This is a genomic window from Pseudomonas aegrilactucae (assembly GCF_019168305.1).
Lineage (GTDB): Bacteria > Pseudomonadota > Gammaproteobacteria > Pseudomonadales > Pseudomonadaceae > Aquipseudomonas > Aquipseudomonas aegrilactucae.
This window is the reverse complement of sequence record NZ_JAHTBI010000107.1, coordinates 25986-42131: the sequence shown is the minus strand read 5'-3', so window position 1 is coordinate 42131 and position 16146 is coordinate 25986. Positions and strand designations below refer to the sequence as shown.

Sequence of the window (16146 nt, the reverse complement as noted above, 5' to 3'; positions counted from 1 at the left end):
AGGTAGGGGTTTTGTCTTTGTGGGTCAAAAAATCCAAGCCGCCCGGTCGCCCAGCAGACCGTGATAAGGTTCCCCCCAATCCGCACAGCCCAAGGGATGCCCCATGCCGCACGCAAGTACACTTCATCCGGGATTCATGGTCGTGCATGGCAACCGGCTGGATGAGTTGCGTGGCCTGGTGGTGAGCTGGATGCGTCGCTATCCCCTGGCACCCTTGGAAAACGAGGTGGTGCTGGTGCAGAGCAACGGCATCGCCCAATGGCTGAAGTTGGCCTTGGCCGAAGACCCTGACGATGACGACCAGGGCGGTTGCGGGATTGCCGCCGCCATCGAGGTGCAGTTGCCTGGCAGCTTCATGTGGCAGCTGTATCGCCGGGTACTGGGACGCGAAGAAATTCCCGAAACCTCGCTGCTCGACAAGGCACCCTTGACCTGGCGCCTGATGCGCCTGCTGCCCGAAGTGATCGACCAGCCGCACTTCGAGCCCCTGCAGCGTTTTCTGACCGATGACAGTGACTTGCGCAAGCGCTATCAATTGGCCGAGCGCCTGGCTGACCTGTTCGACCAATATCAGGTTTACCGCGCCGACTGGTTGAAAGACTGGGCGGCGGGTCGTCATGTGCTGAGCAGCGCGCGCGGTGAATCCAGGCCATTGTCCCCGGCCAACTGCTGGCAGGCCGAACTGTGGCGGGCCCTTCTGCTGGACGTGGGTGAGGCTGGCATGGCGCAAAGTCGCGCGGGTGTGCATCAGCGCTTTGTCGAACGTATCAATGCCCTTGAGCAAGCGCCGGCAGGCTTGCCATCGCGGGTCATCGTGTTCGGTATTTCCTCGCTCCCGGCACAGGCGCTCGAAGCCCTGGCCGGACTTGCCCGCTTCAGCCAGGTATTGCTGTGCGTGCACAACCCCTGTCGCCACCACTGGGCCGACATCGTTGCCGACAAGGACCTGCTGCGCCATCAGTACAAGCGCCAGCAACGCAAGCAGGGCATGCCCAGCCTGATTGATGCCGATGCACTGCACCAGCATGCCCATCCCTTGCTCGCGGCGTGGGGCAAGCAGGGCCGCGACTATATCAACCTGCTGGACAGTTACGACGATCCCAACAGCTACCGCGGCGCCTTCAGTGACGGGCGCATCGACCTGTTCAGCGAGAGCGAGCCACAGACCCTGCTCAACCAGTTGCAGGACGACATCCTCGAACTGCGGCCATTGGCTGAAACACGCGCGCTGTGGCCGCCGGTCGACCCGGCCAAGGACCGTTCGGTACGTTTTCATATCGCCCACAGTGCCCAGCGCGAAGTCGAGATCCTGCACGATCAGTTGCTTGCGCGCTTCAGCGCCGACCCCGGCCTGCGCCCGCGCGACGTGATCGTCATGTTGCCGGATATCAACGCCTATGCGCCGCATATTCGCGCCGTGTTCGGCCAGCTTGGGCGCAATGACCCGCGCTTCATTCCGTTCACCCTGACCGACCAGGGCCAGCGCGGCCGTGACCCGCTGCTGATTGCCCTGGAGCACCTGCTCAAGTTGCCCGACAGCCGTTTCCCGGTCAGCGAAATTCTCGACCTGCTGGATGTGCCCGCCTTGCGCGCGCGATTCGCGATCAAGGAAAGCGACCTGCCGACCTTGCACCGCTGGATCGAGGGTGCCGGTGTACGCTGGGGCCTCAATGCCCATCAGCGCGCCGGGCTGGGCCTGCCCAATGACCTTGAGCAGAACAGCTGGCGTTTTGGCTTGCGCCGCATGCTGCTGGGCTACGCGGTGGGCAGCGGTGACAGCTGCGACGATATCGAACCCTACGACGAAATCGGCGGCCTGGACGCTGCCCTGATCGGCCCGCTGGTGGCGCTGCTCGATGCCCTCGAAATTGCGCACCGCGAACTGTCGCAGCCGGCCACGGCCACGCACTGGGGCGTGCGCCTGCATGCGCTGCTGCAGGTGTTCTTCCTGGCCGAGAACGAGCACGACGACTACCTGCTGGTGCAGTTGCAGGCCTTGTGCGAGGGTTGGCTGCAGACCTGCGAGTCGGTCGGGCTGAACGATCAGTTGCCGCTGACGGTGGTACGCGAGGCCTGGCTGGCCGGTCTCGATCAGGGGCGCCTGTCCCAGCGTTTCCTGGCCGGTTCGGTGAACTTCTGCACACTCATGCCGATGCGTGCCATCCCGTTCAAGATCGTCTGCCTGCTGGGCATGAACGACGGTGACTACCCGCGAGCACAACCGCCGCTGGACTTTGACCTGATGGGCAGCGACTACCGCCCCGGCGACCGCTCACGGCGTGAAGATGACCGCTACCTGTTGCTCGAAGCGGTGCTGTCGGCGCGCGAGCAGTTGTATGTCAGCTGGGTCGGGCGCAGCATTCGCGACAACAGCGAGCGTCCGGCGTCGGTGCTCATAGGGCAACTGCGCGACCACCTGGCTGGCGGCTGGCGAGCGACGGCTAGCAAGGCCGACAGCCCTCTGGACGGTGGCCATCAGTTGCTGCATGCGCTGACCCTGGAACACCCGCTGCAGCCGTTCAGCGCACGCTATTTCCACCGTCACAGCCAGCTGTTCAGTTACGCCAGCGAATGGCGTGCCCTGCACCTGGCGCCTGCAACGCCGCCCACGCAGATCGACGCCCTGGCGCCTTTCGTTGCCGACGAGCCGCTGAGTGTCACGCTGCTGCAAGACTTCATGCGCCATCCGGTGCGGCATTTCTTCAGCCAGCGCCTGAAGGTGTTTTTCGAGGCGGCCGAGGCCCCTCTGGCCGATGAAGAGCCCTTCGTGCTCGATGCCTTGCAGCGCTACAGCCTGAGTGAGCGCCTGCTGGGCGCCGCCCTGGCTGACCCGGCCAACAGCACGCAAGCCCTGCAGGCCCAGGCGCGCCGCTTGCAGCGCAGCGGCATGTTGCCATTGGCCGGGTTCGGCGAGTGCCTGCAAGCCGAGCTGATCGAGCCGTTGCCCGACCTGCTGCAACGTCACGCCGCGTTGCTCACGCAATGGCCAACCCCTGTCGACAGCGCGTTGCCGATCCGTTTCGAGTACCGCCAGCTGCGCCTTGAAGGATGGCTGGGCCGGGTGTATCAGCGTGGCGACCAGTCGCTGCTGAGCATCACCACGTTGCCCAACGGTATCAGCAGCGGCAAGACGCTCAAGTGGCATCGCCTGGTGGCAACCTGGGTCATGCACCTGGCGGCCTGTGCGGTGGGTCATCGGTTGAGCAGCGCGGTGGTCGCCACCGACGTGACCCTGCTGCTGGGGCCGCTGGAACAGGTCCAGGCCGAGCAACGGCTGGGTGATCTGCTGCTGGCACGCCAGGCGGGCATGCATGCGCCATTGCCGGTCGCGACCAAGACCGCGTTTGCCTGGCTGGGGCAGCGTGATCCGGACAAGGCCCTGGCGGCCGCGGCCAAGGCCTATGACGGCGACGGCCAGAACACCCGCGGCGAGCGCAGTGAAAGCACCGCGCTGGCCCGACAGTACAGTGACTTTGCCGCACTGACGGCAAGCGAAGAATTCGAGGGCTGGTGCGAGGCACTCTACCGCCCGATGTTCGAAGCCACCTGGCAATCGCTGGGTAGCGATGAGGCGCGTCCATGACCGTTGAAGCACAGCAACCGCCCCTGGCGCTGACCTTTCCCCTGCACGGCAGCCAGTTGATCGAGGCCAGTGCCGGCACCGGCAAGACCTTCACCATTTCCGCGCTGTACCTGCGCCTGGTACTGGGCCATGGCGGCGAGCAGGGCTTTGGTCGCGAACTGCTGCCGCCGCAGATCCTGGTGGTGACCTTCACCGATGCCGCCACCAAGGAACTGCGCGAGCGTATCCGCACGCGCCTGGCCGAGGCCGCACGTTTCTTTCGGGGCGAACTGACCGACACCGACCCCTTGCTGGTGCAGTTGCGCGATCAGTTCGAGCCCGGCGCCTGGGCCGCCTGTGCCAACCGCCTGGATGTGGCCGCACAGTGGATGGACGAAGCCGCGGTGTCGACCATCCACAGCTGGTGCCAGCGCATGCTGCGCGAGCACGCCTTCGACAGCGGCAGCCTGTTCACCCAGACCCTGGAAACCGACCATAGCGAGTTGCTTGGCCAGGTCATGCGCGACTACTGGCGACGTTTCTGCTACTGCATGCAGGGTGACGCCCTGGCGTGGGTACGCAGCCACTGGGTCAGCCCTGAAGCGCTGTTGCCCAGGGTGCGCGCGCTGTTCGGTCGTGCGCATGTCGAGGAGAACGGTCCCGAACCCCAGGCACTGATCGAGGCGGTGCTGCAGCAGCGCGCCGAGTTGCTGCGCCAGCTCAAGGCGCCTTGGGCGCAATGGGCCCAGGAACTGCTGCAGATGTGCCATGCGGCGGTTGCCGCCAAGCAGGTGGATGGACGCAAGATGCAGCCCCGCTATTTTGAGCCCTGGTGCGAAAAACTCAGTGCCTGGGCGCAGGATGAGCAGGCCGTCGAGCTGGACCTGGGCACCGGTTTTACCCGCTTCACGCCTGAAGGCATGGCCGAAGCCTGGAAAGGCGAGCCGCCCAGCCACCCGGCACTGCAGGCCATGCCCGGCCTGCGCCAGCAGTTGCAGGCCATGCCCACGCCCGATGTCGGTGTGCTTGAACATGCGGCCAGCTGGGTGTCCAGGCGCTTCGAGCAAGAGAAGCGTCGTCGCGCCGAAATGGGTTTTGACGACATGCTGCTGCGCCTCGACCATGCCTTGAGCGGCGCGGCAGGCGAGCGCTTGGCTGGCCTGATCCGCGAGCAGTTCCCGGTGGCGCTGATCGACGAGTTCCAGGACACCGACCCGGTGCAGTACCGCATCTTCCAATGCATCTACCGCATCGAAGACAACGTGCGCGACACCGGCCTGTTCATGATCGGCGACCCCAAGCAGGCGATCTACGCCTTTCGTGGCGCCGATATCTTCACCTACCTGGGGGCGCGTCGGGCCACCCACGGTCGTCTGCACAGCCTGGACACCAACTACCGCTCCAGCCAGCCGATGGTCAGTGCGGTCAACCACGTCTTTGCCCGCGCCGAGCAGCGCGAGCTGGGCCGTGGCGCGTTCCTGTTCCGGGAGGAGGGCGACAACCCGGTGCCCTTCGTGGCGGTCAAGGCCCAGGGCCGCAAGGAGCACCTGCAGGTCGACGGCCAACCGGTGGCGGCGCTCAACCTGTGGCAACTGGCGAGCGACGAGCCGGTGTCGGGCGCGGTGTACCGTCAACATGTGGCCGCGAGCTGCGCCAGCCACATCGTCAGCCTGCTCAACGGCGGCCAGCAGGGCAGCAGTGGGTTCGTCCAGCCTGGCCAGCCCCTGCGCGGTTGCCTGCCTTCGGACATTGCCATCCTGGTGCGCGACGGGCGTGAGGCGCAGTTGATCCGCGCCGAACTCGCCGCGCGCGATGTGCGTAGCGTGTACCTGTCCGACAAGGACTCGGTGTTCGCCGCCCAGGAAGCACGGGACCTGCTGGCGTGGCTCAAGGCCTGCGCCGAGCCCGACAGCGAACGGCTGCTCAAGGCCGCACTGGCCAGTATCACCCTGAACCTGCCGCTGACCCGGCTGGCCCAGCTCAACGAAGACGAACGGGTCTGGGAACACTGGGTAATGAAGTTTCGCGACTATCGGCACCTGTGGCGTACCCAGGGCGCACTGCCGATGCTGCGCCACCTGCTGCATGACTTCGACCTGCCTCAGGTACTGATGCGCCGCAGCGACGGCGAGCGGGTGCTGACCAACCTGTTGCACCTGGCCGAACTGCTGCAGCAGGCCGCCACCGAACTCGACGGCGAGCAGGCGCTGATCCGCCACCTGAGCGAGCACCTGGCCAGCGCCGGCCAGGCCGGCGAAGAGCAGATCCTGCGCCTGGAAAGCGACGAGCAACTGGTCAAGGTGGTGACCATCCACAAATCCAAGGGGCTGGAATACCCGCTGGTGTTCCTGCCCTTCATCAGCACGGCCAAGCCGGTCGACGGCAAGCGCCTGCCGCTGGGTTGGCATGATGCCCTGGGCCAGGCCCAACTGACCCTTGCGCCCAACGCCGAGCAGATCGTCCTGGCCGATGACGAGCGCCTGGCCGAAGACCTGCGCCTGCTGTATGTGGCCCTGACCCGGGCCCAGCATGCGTGCTGGCTGGGCGTGGCCGACCTCAAGCGCGGTACCGGCAAGGACTCGCTGCTGCATCGCTCGGCGCTGGGCTACCTGCTGGGCGGCGGTGCCCCGCTGGGTGCCTCGACCGAGCTGGCGGGCTGGCTGCAGGCCCTGCAGGACGGCTGCACCTTTATCCACAGTCAGGTGTTGCCGCTGGCCGACACCCAGTGCTACCAGGCGCCGTGCAACACGGCCGAGCTGTTGCCGGCGCGCCGGCCGCGCCGGCGTGCGGCAGAAAACTGGTGGATCGCCTCCTACAGCGCCTTGCGCATAGGCGAAGACGTGCTCACGGCCGACAGTTCCCAGGCTCAGCAACTGCTCGATGACGAGCCCGCAGACCCGCAGACCCTGCGCGAAGTGGCGGCGACTGCCGGTGATATTCACCGCTTCCCGCGTGGCCCCAACCCCGGCACCTTCCTCCACGGCCTGCTCGAATGGGCCGGCCATGAGGGGTTCGCACGCGTGGTCGCGGCCCCCGAGCAACTGCACACCACCGTTGCCCAGCGCTGCAACCGTCGTGACTGGACAGGCTGGATCAACACCTTGAGCCCCTGGCTCGAGCACCTGCTCACTGCACCGCTGACGCTGGCCCCGGACAGCGCACCGGTAGCGCTGAGCCAACTGACCCATTACCAGATTGAAATGGAGTTCTGGTTCGCCAGCCACCAGGTCGACGTGCTTGGCCTGGACCGACTGGTGTGCAGCCACACCCATTCGGGGGCCGCACGGCCGGCTGCCCAGTCGGCGCTGCTCAACGGCATGTTCAAGGGCTTTATCGACCTGGCCTTCGAGTACGATGGGCGCTACTACGTGGCCGATTACAAATCGAACTGGCTGGGCCCGGACGACCAGGCCTACAGCGAGTTGGCCATGGAGGGGGCGATCCTCGACCACCGCTACGACCTGCAGTACGTGCTCTACCTGCTGGCCCTGCACCGCCAGTTGCGGGCACGCCTGCCTGACTATGATTACGATCGGCATGTAGGCGGCGCCGTGTTCCTGTTCCTGCGCGGCGTGCACGCGCTCAGCCAGGGCCTCTACTTCATCAAGCCGCCGCGCACCTTGATCGAGCGCCTCGATGCGCTGTTCAGTGGCGTCAGCGCGCCGCAGCAATCTGACCTGTTTGCCGGAGACATCCCATGACCCGCACGTTCGACGACCTGCTGCCGACGCCGCTGGATGCCGGGCACCTGGCAGCCCTGGCCCCGCTGAGCAGCGGTGCCGACCTGCTCACGTTGCTGGATCGCTGGGTCGAGCGGGGCTGGTTGCGCGCGCTGGACCGGGCCTTCGTGGGCTTTTTGCAGGAGCGCGACCCCCACGCTGATCCGCTGGTGCTGCTGGCGGCCGCACTGGCCAGCCACCAGTTGGGCCATGGGCACGTCTGCCTCGACCTGGCGCAGACCCTGGCCGAGCCCGACTTTGCGTTGTCGCTGCCGCCAGAAGGCGATGCCCTGGCAGGGCCCTTGTTGCTGCCCTCGCAACTGCTCGAACGGCTGGAACTGCCCACCTGGCACCAGCGCCTGCAGGCCAGTGCACTGGTGGCCGATGGCAGCAGTACGGTGCAGGCGTCCTGCCCGCTGGTGCTCAGCGGGCAGCGGCTTTACCTGCGCCGCTACTGGGCATACGAACGCCGCATCGATGGCGCCCTGCGCGAGCGCCTGGAGCAGGCCGAGCCAACCCCGCTCGACCTGCGCACGCGGCTGGACGCATTGTTCGACGGCGCTGGCCTGGCCGGCCAGGTCGACTGGCAGAAACTGGCGTGCGCATTGGCCACCCGCAGCGCCTTCAGCATCATTACCGGCGGCCCGGGCACCGGCAAGACCACCACGGTGGTACGCCTGCTGGCCTTGTTGCAGGCGCCTGCCGTGGAAGCCGGGCGGCCGCTGCGCATTCGCCTGGCCGCGCCCACGGGCAAGGCTGCAGCGCGCCTGACCGAGTCGATCGGCCAGCAGGTGGAGCGCCTGGCCGTGAGCACGCAGGTGCGCGACAACATTCCCAGCGATGTCTCCACGGTTCACCGCCTGCTGGGCAGCCGGCCCGGCTCGCGGCATTTTCGCCATCACGCCGGCAACCCGTTGCCGCTGGACGTGCTGGTGGTCGACGAAGCCTCGATGATCGACCTGGAGATGATGGCCAACCTGCTTGCGGCCATGCCCGGCCACGCGCGCCTGATCCTGCTGGGCGACAAGGACCAGTTGGCCTCGGTCGAGGCAGGTGCGGTACTCGGCGATCTGTGTCGCGACGCCGAGGCAGGGCGGTACACGGCTGCCACCCGCCGCTGGCTGGAGCAGGTCAGCGGCGAGTCGCTGGCCGGCAGCGGCCTGACCGAGGGTGATGCTGCGCGTGACCCGCTGCCCCAGCAGGTGGTAATGCTGCGCTATTCACGCCGTTTTGGTGAAGGCAGTGGCATCGGCCAACTGGCGCGCGAGGTCAACCGCCAGCAGCCGGAGCAGGCTCGTGCACTGCTCGACCAGGGACTTGCCGACGTAAACAGCCTGCGCCTGAGTGGCGAACACGACCGCAAGCTCGACAGCCTGCTGCTCGAAGGGCTGGGGCGTGGCGGCGACAGCCCGCAGGGCTATCGCGAGTACCTGCACCTGATCCGCCAGACCCGCCCCGCGGCGGATACCGCCGCCGACGACCCGCGCTGGAATGCGTGGGCGTTGAATGTGCTGCGTGCGTTCGAGCGTTTCCAGTTGCTGTGTGCCGTGCGCAAGGGGCCGTGGGGCGTCGAAGGCTTGAACCTGCGTGTGGGCAAGGTATTGACCCGAGCGGGGTTGATCGAGGGTGACCTGCCCTGGTACGAAGGGCGCCCAGTATTGATGACCCGCAACGACTATGGCCTGGGCCTGATGAACGGCGATATCGGTATCGCTTTGCGCCTGCCCGATGCGCAAGCGACGACACCGTTGCTGCGGGTGGCTTTTCCTAGGAATGATGGTCAGGGGGGTGTCAGATTCGTCCTGCCTAGTCGTTTGAGTGAGGTAGAAACGGTGTACGCCATGACCGTGCACAAGTCTCAGGGGTCGGAGTTTTCCCACACTGTACTGGTGCTGCCGGATGCCTTGAATCCGGTGCTGACCAAGGAGCTGATCTATACCGGTATCACCCGTGCAAAGGACTGTTTCAGCCTGATAGAGCCACGCCAGGGCATTTTCGAGGAGGCTGTGCGACGCAAGGTAAAACGCATTTCAGGGCTCATGCTGGAGCAGGTGTGAGTTGCTCGTTCAGCCGGCTTGTCGGCTGATTCCCCCTTGGCGGTGACCTCGCGAGAAAAGCAGGCGTTGTGCTATCGTTCCCTCACGTAAGGCATGGTCTTAAGAGATTTCCTATATGAAGGTCGCCGCCCCCACGCCGGGACGCGTAATGCGCTGGACGCACGCGCTGCTGGCGGCTTTTGTGTTGGTGTGCCCGCTGTGGGGCATGGCCCAGGGTGACCCGCCTGCCAGCGTGGCTGAAAAACGCGCCAAGGCCGTTACCCAGGTGGTGCTGGGTATTCTCGGTTATGCACGCTGGCCGGTTGAGCCTGCGCAACTGCGCCTGTGCCTGATCGGTCCCACCGAATACGCCGACGATCTGGTCAAAGGCACCACGCAGGCCACCGGTCGCCCGCTGACGGTGCGCCGTTTGCTGGCCGGCGACCCACGCATCGGCGGCGAGTGCGACGCGGTCTATATCGGCAAGCTCAGTGGCCAGGAGCGCAGTCAGCTCACCAGCACGCTCAATGGCAAACCGGTATTGAGTATCAGCGAAGCCGATGATTCGTGCACCGTCGGCAGCCTGTTCTGCTTGCGTGTCAAAGACGCCCAGGTCGCCTTCGACGTCAACCTCGACTCGGTGGCGCGCAGTGGTGTGCGCATTCATCCCAGTGTGCTGCAGCTGTCGCGGCGTCGGGCGGCGCAGCCATGATCGGCTGGCGCAAGGCGCGCACGCGTCCGACGCTGCGCTCGGTGCTCAGCCGCGGGCACCTGAGCGTGGCCTTGCTGGCCGTGGGGCTGGCCGGGGTGTCACTGACCCTGCTCGGGGTGTTGGCCTTGCGCGCGTATGCCAACCACAACCTGCACCTGATTGCCCGCTCGATCAATTACACCGTCGAGGCGGCGGTGGTGTTCAACGACAGCGCTGCGGCCAATGAAGCCCTGGCATTGATTGCCGCTGCCGAAGAAGTGGCCGACGCCAAGGTTTTCGGTGGCGACGCGCAATTGCTGGCGCAGTGGCAACGCGGCGAGCAGGGGATGCTCGCACAGTTGGAACTGCAGGTGGCCCGCACCCTGCTCGAAGAACCGATCAGGCTGGCAGTGGTGCATCAGGGGCGGCAGGTCGGGCGTATCGAGTTGACCGGTCAGGGCGGCAGCCTGATGCGCTTTCTGCTCAGCGGGCTGACGGGGATCGTGCTGTGCACCGCGCTCAGTGCGGTCAGTGCGCTGTACCTGTCGCGCCGCCTGTTCGGCGATATCGTGCGGCCGTTGCGCGGGCTGGCCAGCGTGGCCCACGCGGCGCGGCGCGAGCGCAGTTTCGACCGGCGGGTGGCGGCTACCGAGATCGCCGAGCTCAACGAGCTGGGCAATGACTTCAACGCTCTGCTCGACGAGATGGAAGCCTGGCAGAGCCACCTGCAGAGCGAGAACGAAACCCTGGCCCATCAGGCCAGCCACGACAGCCTGACCGGCCTGCCCAACCGGGCGTTCTTCGAAGGACGCCTGAGCCGCAGCGTGCGCAACGCCACCCAGCATCAGCAAGGGCTGGCGTTGCTGTTTCTCGACAGTGATCGCTTCAAGCACATCAACGACAGCTTTGGCCATGCAGCGGGCGATGCGGTACTGGTCAGCGTGGCCAACCGGGTGCGTGCGCAGTTGCGCGAGCATGACCTGGTGGCGCGCCTGGGCGGTGATGAATTCGCCGTGCTGCTCACCCCTTTGCAGCGCGTCGAGGATGCCCAGCGCATTGCCGACAAGATCGCCGCCAGCATGAGCCTGCCGATCCGCCTGCCGGACGGGCAGTTGGTCGTCACCTCGTTGAGTGTCGGGCTTGCGGTTTTCCCCGACGACGGACGTACCCCGGCCGAGTTGCTCAATGCCGCCGACGCGGCGATGTACCAGGCCAAGCGTCACACCCGTGACGAGCCCCAGCAGGCAGAGGCGGAGCCCTCTGCATCCAGCGCAAAAACAGGAGCTGAACCGTGATTCACCTGACCCGAAACTTTCGCATGCACCTGGCCTGCCTGGCCTTGGCGCTGTTCACTCTGGCGGGCTGCCAGACCACGCCGCCCAAGGGCTTGAGCCCTGCCCAGATCGCCGTGCTCAAGCAGGAGGGTTTCGTGCCCATCGACGAGGGGTGGGCGTTCGGTCTCTCGGGCAAGGTCCTGTTCGGCAGTGACCTGGATCTGCTCAATACCCAGAGCCGTGAAATCGTCGAGCGGATCGGCAAGGCACTGCTGTCGGTGAATATCGAGCGGGTGCGGGTCGACGGGCATACCGATTCTTCGGGCAAGGCCAGCTACAACGAACTGCTGTCGACGCGCCGTGCGGTCAGCGTGGCCAAGGTGCTGGTCAGCGTGGGTATGGTCCCGGAAAACGTCGAGACACGCGGGCTGGGCAGCCGCGAGCCGGTGGCGGACAACGCCACGACGGCCGGCCGCACCGAAAACCGCCGGGTCTCGATCGTGGTGGCGTCGGACTGATCAGTCGGCAAAGCGCATGGTGTGCGACTCGCCCATCAGCAGCGGCGCATTGCGCTCGGTCACCTCGCGAATGTAATCCCACAGCAGGGTGATCCGCTTGAGCTTGCGCAGGTCTTCCCGGCAGTACATCCAGAACTACAGGACGTAAGGGTTCCACCCAATGAATACGGGACCCTAACGCCATGAAGGTCAACGATAAGCTCTACCCTGTTACAAGTGATGTCACAAATGCGCTGGCTTTGCTGAGCCCACGTACACGACTTGCTAAGCTCTATCACTACCGACGCAACGGCGTTTACTATCTGCGCCTTCGCCGGACAGGCAGCACCACTGAAACTGTTTCCGTCTCCCTCAAGACCACTGACCGTAAGGCCGCTATGGACGCTTCACGCCGACTTGCAGATACCATTAAGTCTTTCCATCTGGACCACCCTGACGCCTCTTGGAATGAATTACGTGAGCATCTGGTCTGGGTCGCTGAAGGTCTTCTGGCCTGTGCGCACGATGTTCACTCACTACGTGACTGGGGCGACCTGTATGAGGACGTTAGGACAAACCTGACGGAGATCGCCGCTACGATGCCTATCAGCGTTGACCAGCATGAACATGTTGCCAAGGCCCGTGAGGTAATGAGCGCCGCCCAGATGCGCTTGCAGGGTGACTCCGTGCCACTGGTTAGGATCATCAGGGATCTTGAGGGCCGTACTGACCCCAGCTTGAAGCTCTCCGCAAACGAGCCTCTCTCCCTCTCCCAATCTGTAAGTGCTCCTGAGCTTACCTTTGAGGCACTTTCCGTTCTCTACCTGTCCGACCGCTCGCAGGACCAGAAGGCTTCGACCTTGAAGGAAACCAAGGTGTGTCACGGAACGCTCGCCACGGCGCTGGGTGAGCTGGACCTTCGGAAACACACGAGGGAGGACCTTGTGGCCCTTCGTGATCGCCTGTCCACGGGTCGTATGCCATCCACGGTCAACAAGCTGCTGGTAAAGCTATCAGCGGTTCTGACGTGGGCCAAAGACAACGGCCATTTGATCAATACTTACGACAAGAAACTCAAGCTCACCAAAGGCCTTGAATCGACCCGTAAGGCGTTCTCGCAGGCGCAAGTGGGTCAGTTGATGGATTATGCGAACAAGCTGCCAGAGACCTCATGGAAGCGCTGGCTGCTGAGCCTCGGTGTCATTACTGGTGGGCGACTGAATGAAATATCTCAGCTCACTGTAGGTGACGTGCAGACTTTTGAATCAGGTATTACCGTCATTCATATCAACGAAGCCGGTGAAGGTAAATCCATCAAGAACAAGCGTAGTGAGCGGCTGGTGCCATTGACTGACGGTGCTTATGGATTCGACCTTGCGGCGTTTCTGCGATACGTCGAAGCCTGCAAACTGTCCGGGTCAGAGGCATTAGCCCAAATTGGCTACAAGACAGCCGGTGAATGGGCGAACCAACAAGCTATACCAGCAGCCCTTGGTGATTCGTTTACTGGGGGACTGACCTTCCATTCACTGCGACACGCGTTGGCGTCCTTGATGCAGGCCAAGGGGGTTCCTACAGTCTACGCTCAGGCAGTCATGGGCCATGCGTCTGGGACCATCACGTTTGACACGTATGGTTCTGGCGTACCCGTTGAAGTGATCGCAGAAATGCTTGTGAGTTTGCTGCCATAAACCTTCGTTCATAAGGATTGAAGCATGAAGGACAACGTCAAGGATGTGGTTCAGGTTATAGCGCTACTATCGTTTTTTATTCCTGCTTGGCCTGCGGGAATCATTGCGTCAATGGTTTTCGGATTCTCAAGTGTCTCCGATCTTAGTGATGCGGCAAATGACGGTGAAGGATGGGTTTTGATCCCGTTCACACTGCTCTTTGGACTTATCTTTTGTGTATTCGGATGGTGTTGGGCGCGCATATTCAAAATAAGAAAAATCCTTTAGTAGTGCGGCGCGAAGGGGCACTTACCATTGGTGCTCCTTTCGATTCGCAAGACGGGCTCATATAACGCTGCTGAAAAATGAGCGTGAAGGCTGGTGTCGTTAAAACCCTCACTGAAACAGGATGACCACAACGGTCGCCATGATTTCAAGTGAGGACCATATGACCCAGTTAAACCAGCCCGGCTCGTATCACCGCCACGTTGACTACGAGACCGGCCAGATCCTGCATGCCGATCCGATTACGGGCGAGGTCATTGCCCAAAGCGCGATTGTTCGGGCGAAGAACCCTGAAGAGAAATATCAAGCATGGGCTGCTGAGCGACGGGTCGATGACCTGCTCGCCTCGGACCACTCCAGTGCCACCACGCTTTCGACTTTCCCGGAAGCGGTTGTGGCTGCTGCTGAGCCTGCGAAGGCCGGACGGGGGAGACCCAAGACCAGTTACGCGAATCCGGTAGCAGCCTACATGTATCTCCTTGCGGTGCCTGACCTGCTGCCTTGGGTTGATCACATCATCACCGGGTCGATCATCACCAGTACCGGAGTCACGAATGGCAAGATCAACGTAAAGGCCCGTTCAGTCATCGGTGCGTTGTTTGCTACGGAGATCACGGCGGAGGTCTGCAAGACCAGCGAGATCAGCTTGAGGACGGCCCAACGCATCGCCAAGGCTGCCCGACATGCTGCTCATGGGATTGCCTCGTACGTTGAGCGGCACCCTACAATCAAGGCTGAAATGGACGCGGAGGCTCTATTCCGGGCTTCTTAGGCTTAACGCCGGATAATATAAAAGAAAAACTTTATGACCCAGCTCTTAGCTCTTTACGTGTCTTGGGGTAAAAACGCACTGGGTTACTCAACAAGGACCCCAAGGGCGTTAGGTGGACCCAGTGTGAAGGGATTTGCAATTGCAAAATAATCCCCTTCTTATAAGTCAACTTTAAGTACCTATGAGTAGCACGCCAAGGGTCTATTGATTCTTCTGCCTAACAAGTTTGTTATGGTCCCGTCAAGGGGTGATTTAAAACCCTCACTACAACAGGGACAGCTACGTTTATTCTGAAATAAATATCAGCAGCCATTCCCTGTCACCTCTACGCCCGTCGCTGGGCTATGTACCAATCCAGTCTTTCTGATAGTGCCTTTCATGCCACGCCGGGTCCCTTTGTCGGGGTCTGGATGCTCGGCTGTGGGTGCGACCTGAAGGGCACTACCAAAAAGGATACGACAAGCATGCTGACCAACAACCAAGAAATCACAATGACCACCGTTGAGATTGCCGCAATGACTGGCAAGCGTCACGACAACGTTCTACGAGATGCTGACCGGGTCGTGACGCAAGTAGGAGCCCTCAAATCTGAGGCCACCGAATCAAGCTATACCACTGCTCAAGGTAAAGCGCTCCGAATGCTGGTTCTGAATAAGCACATGGTATTCACCCTTATTACCGGTTACGACACTGGTCTACGTCACACAGTGGTCGGTCGATGGATCGAACTTGAGCAGGCAGCCAACCCGGCGTTCGCCTCACAGGCAATCACAGACACACTTAATGACCTGCAAACCCGAGTCGATGCAATGGCACCGGCCTACGACGAACATGTCCGGAAAGGGACCACCACGGGCTATACGTGGCGTGAAGCCTGCCGTCTGGCTGGCGTAGCGAACCCAGATAAGGTGATGGAAATGTTCATCGCCACGGGGCGCGCTGCTAAGCGCAAGGATCTAACCCGGATGCACCCTAAGTACGCCAAGAGCGGCTGGGTCCGTGAAGTCTCATCGTCCAACAAGGCTATTCAACTTACCGGCCACCTCTTCAGGGTAACCCTCAAGGGTATCAATGATTGGCTTCGACCGAACGCTGAGAACATCGCCAAGGGTCTGATCGAACACCGCAAGCCTCGCTCTGTGGTTGACACTGACGGCTATGTGATCGACATCAAGGGCGATGGCGCTGCACGCATGACGATTGCCGATCTACCGAAGGGAATGTGTCCATGACCTTCGCTGAGCAACTCACCGCATTCCTAACGACACCAGCAAGTCGAACCAAGCTGATCACCCTGCGCGCCATCTGGCGGGACCGTTACGTCCGTGATCGGCTGACTTGCAAGGGTGAGCGTGGCGTGAACTACGAGAAACTTGCTGGGCACCTGAAGTCAACCAATCCAGCCTTGGTCTCGTTCATAGACTCTATCGTCGCCACAACCAGCATGCACCTCGATGCTGTCCTGACCGCGCCCATGCGAATCCCTCTGACCCGTCAACCAATCAACTTACCGCTGTAACACCCATCGCCGTCCGCCATCGGCACAACAACCCCATCTAACTGAAACCCAGAAAACATCGACAAGCCCTGAGGCCCCGGAGTGACGTACTCCTTCGTCTCTGGTTTCCGTGCGCCTATGC

General features: G+C 62.8%; 11 protein-coding genes and 1 pseudogene. 11 read left to right on the top strand and 1 reads right to left on the bottom strand.

The window, feature by feature from the left end; translation table 11 throughout:
* Window positions 1-103: 103 nt before the first annotated feature.
* The 6 genes from recC to yfiB all read left to right on the top strand — a co-directional run bounded on the left by recC (window position 104) and on the right by yfiB (window position 11800).
* Window positions 104-3583 (top strand): exodeoxyribonuclease V subunit gamma, encoded by a 3480-nt coding sequence (recC, locus tag KUO17_RS24025; protein ID WP_217978062.1) that lies wholly within the window; start codon window positions 104-106, stop codon window positions 3581-3583.
* Window positions 3580-7263 carry an exodeoxyribonuclease V subunit beta gene (recB, locus tag KUO17_RS24020; RefSeq protein WP_217978061.1) on the top strand — a complete coding sequence of 1228 codons (3684 nt, stop codon included), beginning with the start codon at window positions 3580-3582 and terminating at the stop codon, window positions 7261-7263. Before recC ends, recB begins: the two co-directional genes overlap by 4 nt.
* On the top strand, window positions 7260-9338 hold the full coding sequence (gene recD / locus KUO17_RS24015; protein ID WP_217978060.1) for an exodeoxyribonuclease V subunit alpha: 2079 nt from the start codon (window positions 7260-7262) through the stop codon (window positions 9336-9338). The genes recB and recD overlap by 4 nt, the downstream gene beginning before the upstream one ends.
* A 115-nt stretch (window positions 9339-9453) precedes the next feature.
* A complete protein-coding gene (gene yfiR, locus KUO17_RS24010) occupies window positions 9454-10029 on the top strand; it encodes a regulatory sequestration protein YfiR (RefSeq protein WP_217978059.1) in 576 nt (191 codons plus the stop codon).
* Window positions 10026-11303, top strand: coding sequence for a diguanylate cyclase DgcN/YfiN (dgcN, locus tag KUO17_RS24005; RefSeq protein WP_217978058.1), 1278 nt, complete (start codon window positions 10026-10028; stop codon window positions 11301-11303). The genes yfiR and dgcN overlap by 4 nt, the downstream gene beginning before the upstream one ends.
* Window positions 11304-11326: 23 nt before the next feature.
* Window positions 11327-11800 (top strand): outer membrane lipoprotein YfiB, encoded by a 474-nt coding sequence (gene yfiB / locus KUO17_RS24000; protein WP_217978065.1) that lies wholly within the window; start codon window positions 11327-11329, stop codon window positions 11798-11800.
* On the opposite strand, the pseudogene KUO17_RS23995 reads toward yfiB, so the two are convergent.
* Window positions 11801-11935 (bottom strand): annotated as a pseudogene (locus KUO17_RS23995) (LysR family transcriptional regulator); the annotation flags it as partial.
* A gap of 47 nt (window positions 11936-11982) precedes the next feature.
* On the opposite strand from KUO17_RS23995, the gene KUO17_RS23990 reads away from it, so the two are divergent.
* The 5 genes from KUO17_RS23990 to KUO17_RS23970 all read left to right on the top strand — a co-directional run bounded on the left by KUO17_RS23990 (window position 11983) and on the right by KUO17_RS23970 (window position 16025).
* On the top strand, window positions 11983-13470 hold the full coding sequence (locus KUO17_RS23990; RefSeq protein WP_255263766.1) for a tyrosine-type recombinase/integrase: 1488 nt from the start codon (window positions 11983-11985) through the stop codon (window positions 13468-13470).
* 24 nt (window positions 13471-13494) lie between these two features.
* Window positions 13495-13737: a hypothetical protein gene (locus KUO17_RS23985; protein ID WP_217978057.1), complete on the top strand. Its 243-nt coding sequence runs from the start codon at window positions 13495-13497 to the stop codon at window positions 13735-13737.
* Between the two features lie 160 nt (window positions 13738-13897).
* Window positions 13898-14506, top strand: coding sequence for a hypothetical protein (locus KUO17_RS23980; RefSeq protein ID WP_217978056.1), 609 nt, complete (start codon window positions 13898-13900; stop codon window positions 14504-14506).
* 464 nt (window positions 14507-14970) lie between these two features.
* Window positions 14971-15738, top strand: coding sequence for a Rha family transcriptional regulator (locus KUO17_RS23975; protein ID WP_217978055.1), 768 nt, complete (start codon window positions 14971-14973; stop codon window positions 15736-15738).
* Window positions 15735-16025, top strand: coding sequence for a hypothetical protein (locus KUO17_RS23970; RefSeq protein WP_217978054.1), 291 nt, complete (start codon window positions 15735-15737; stop codon window positions 16023-16025). The genes KUO17_RS23975 and KUO17_RS23970 overlap by 4 nt, the downstream gene beginning before the upstream one ends.
* Window positions 16026-16146 lie beyond the last annotated feature (121 nt).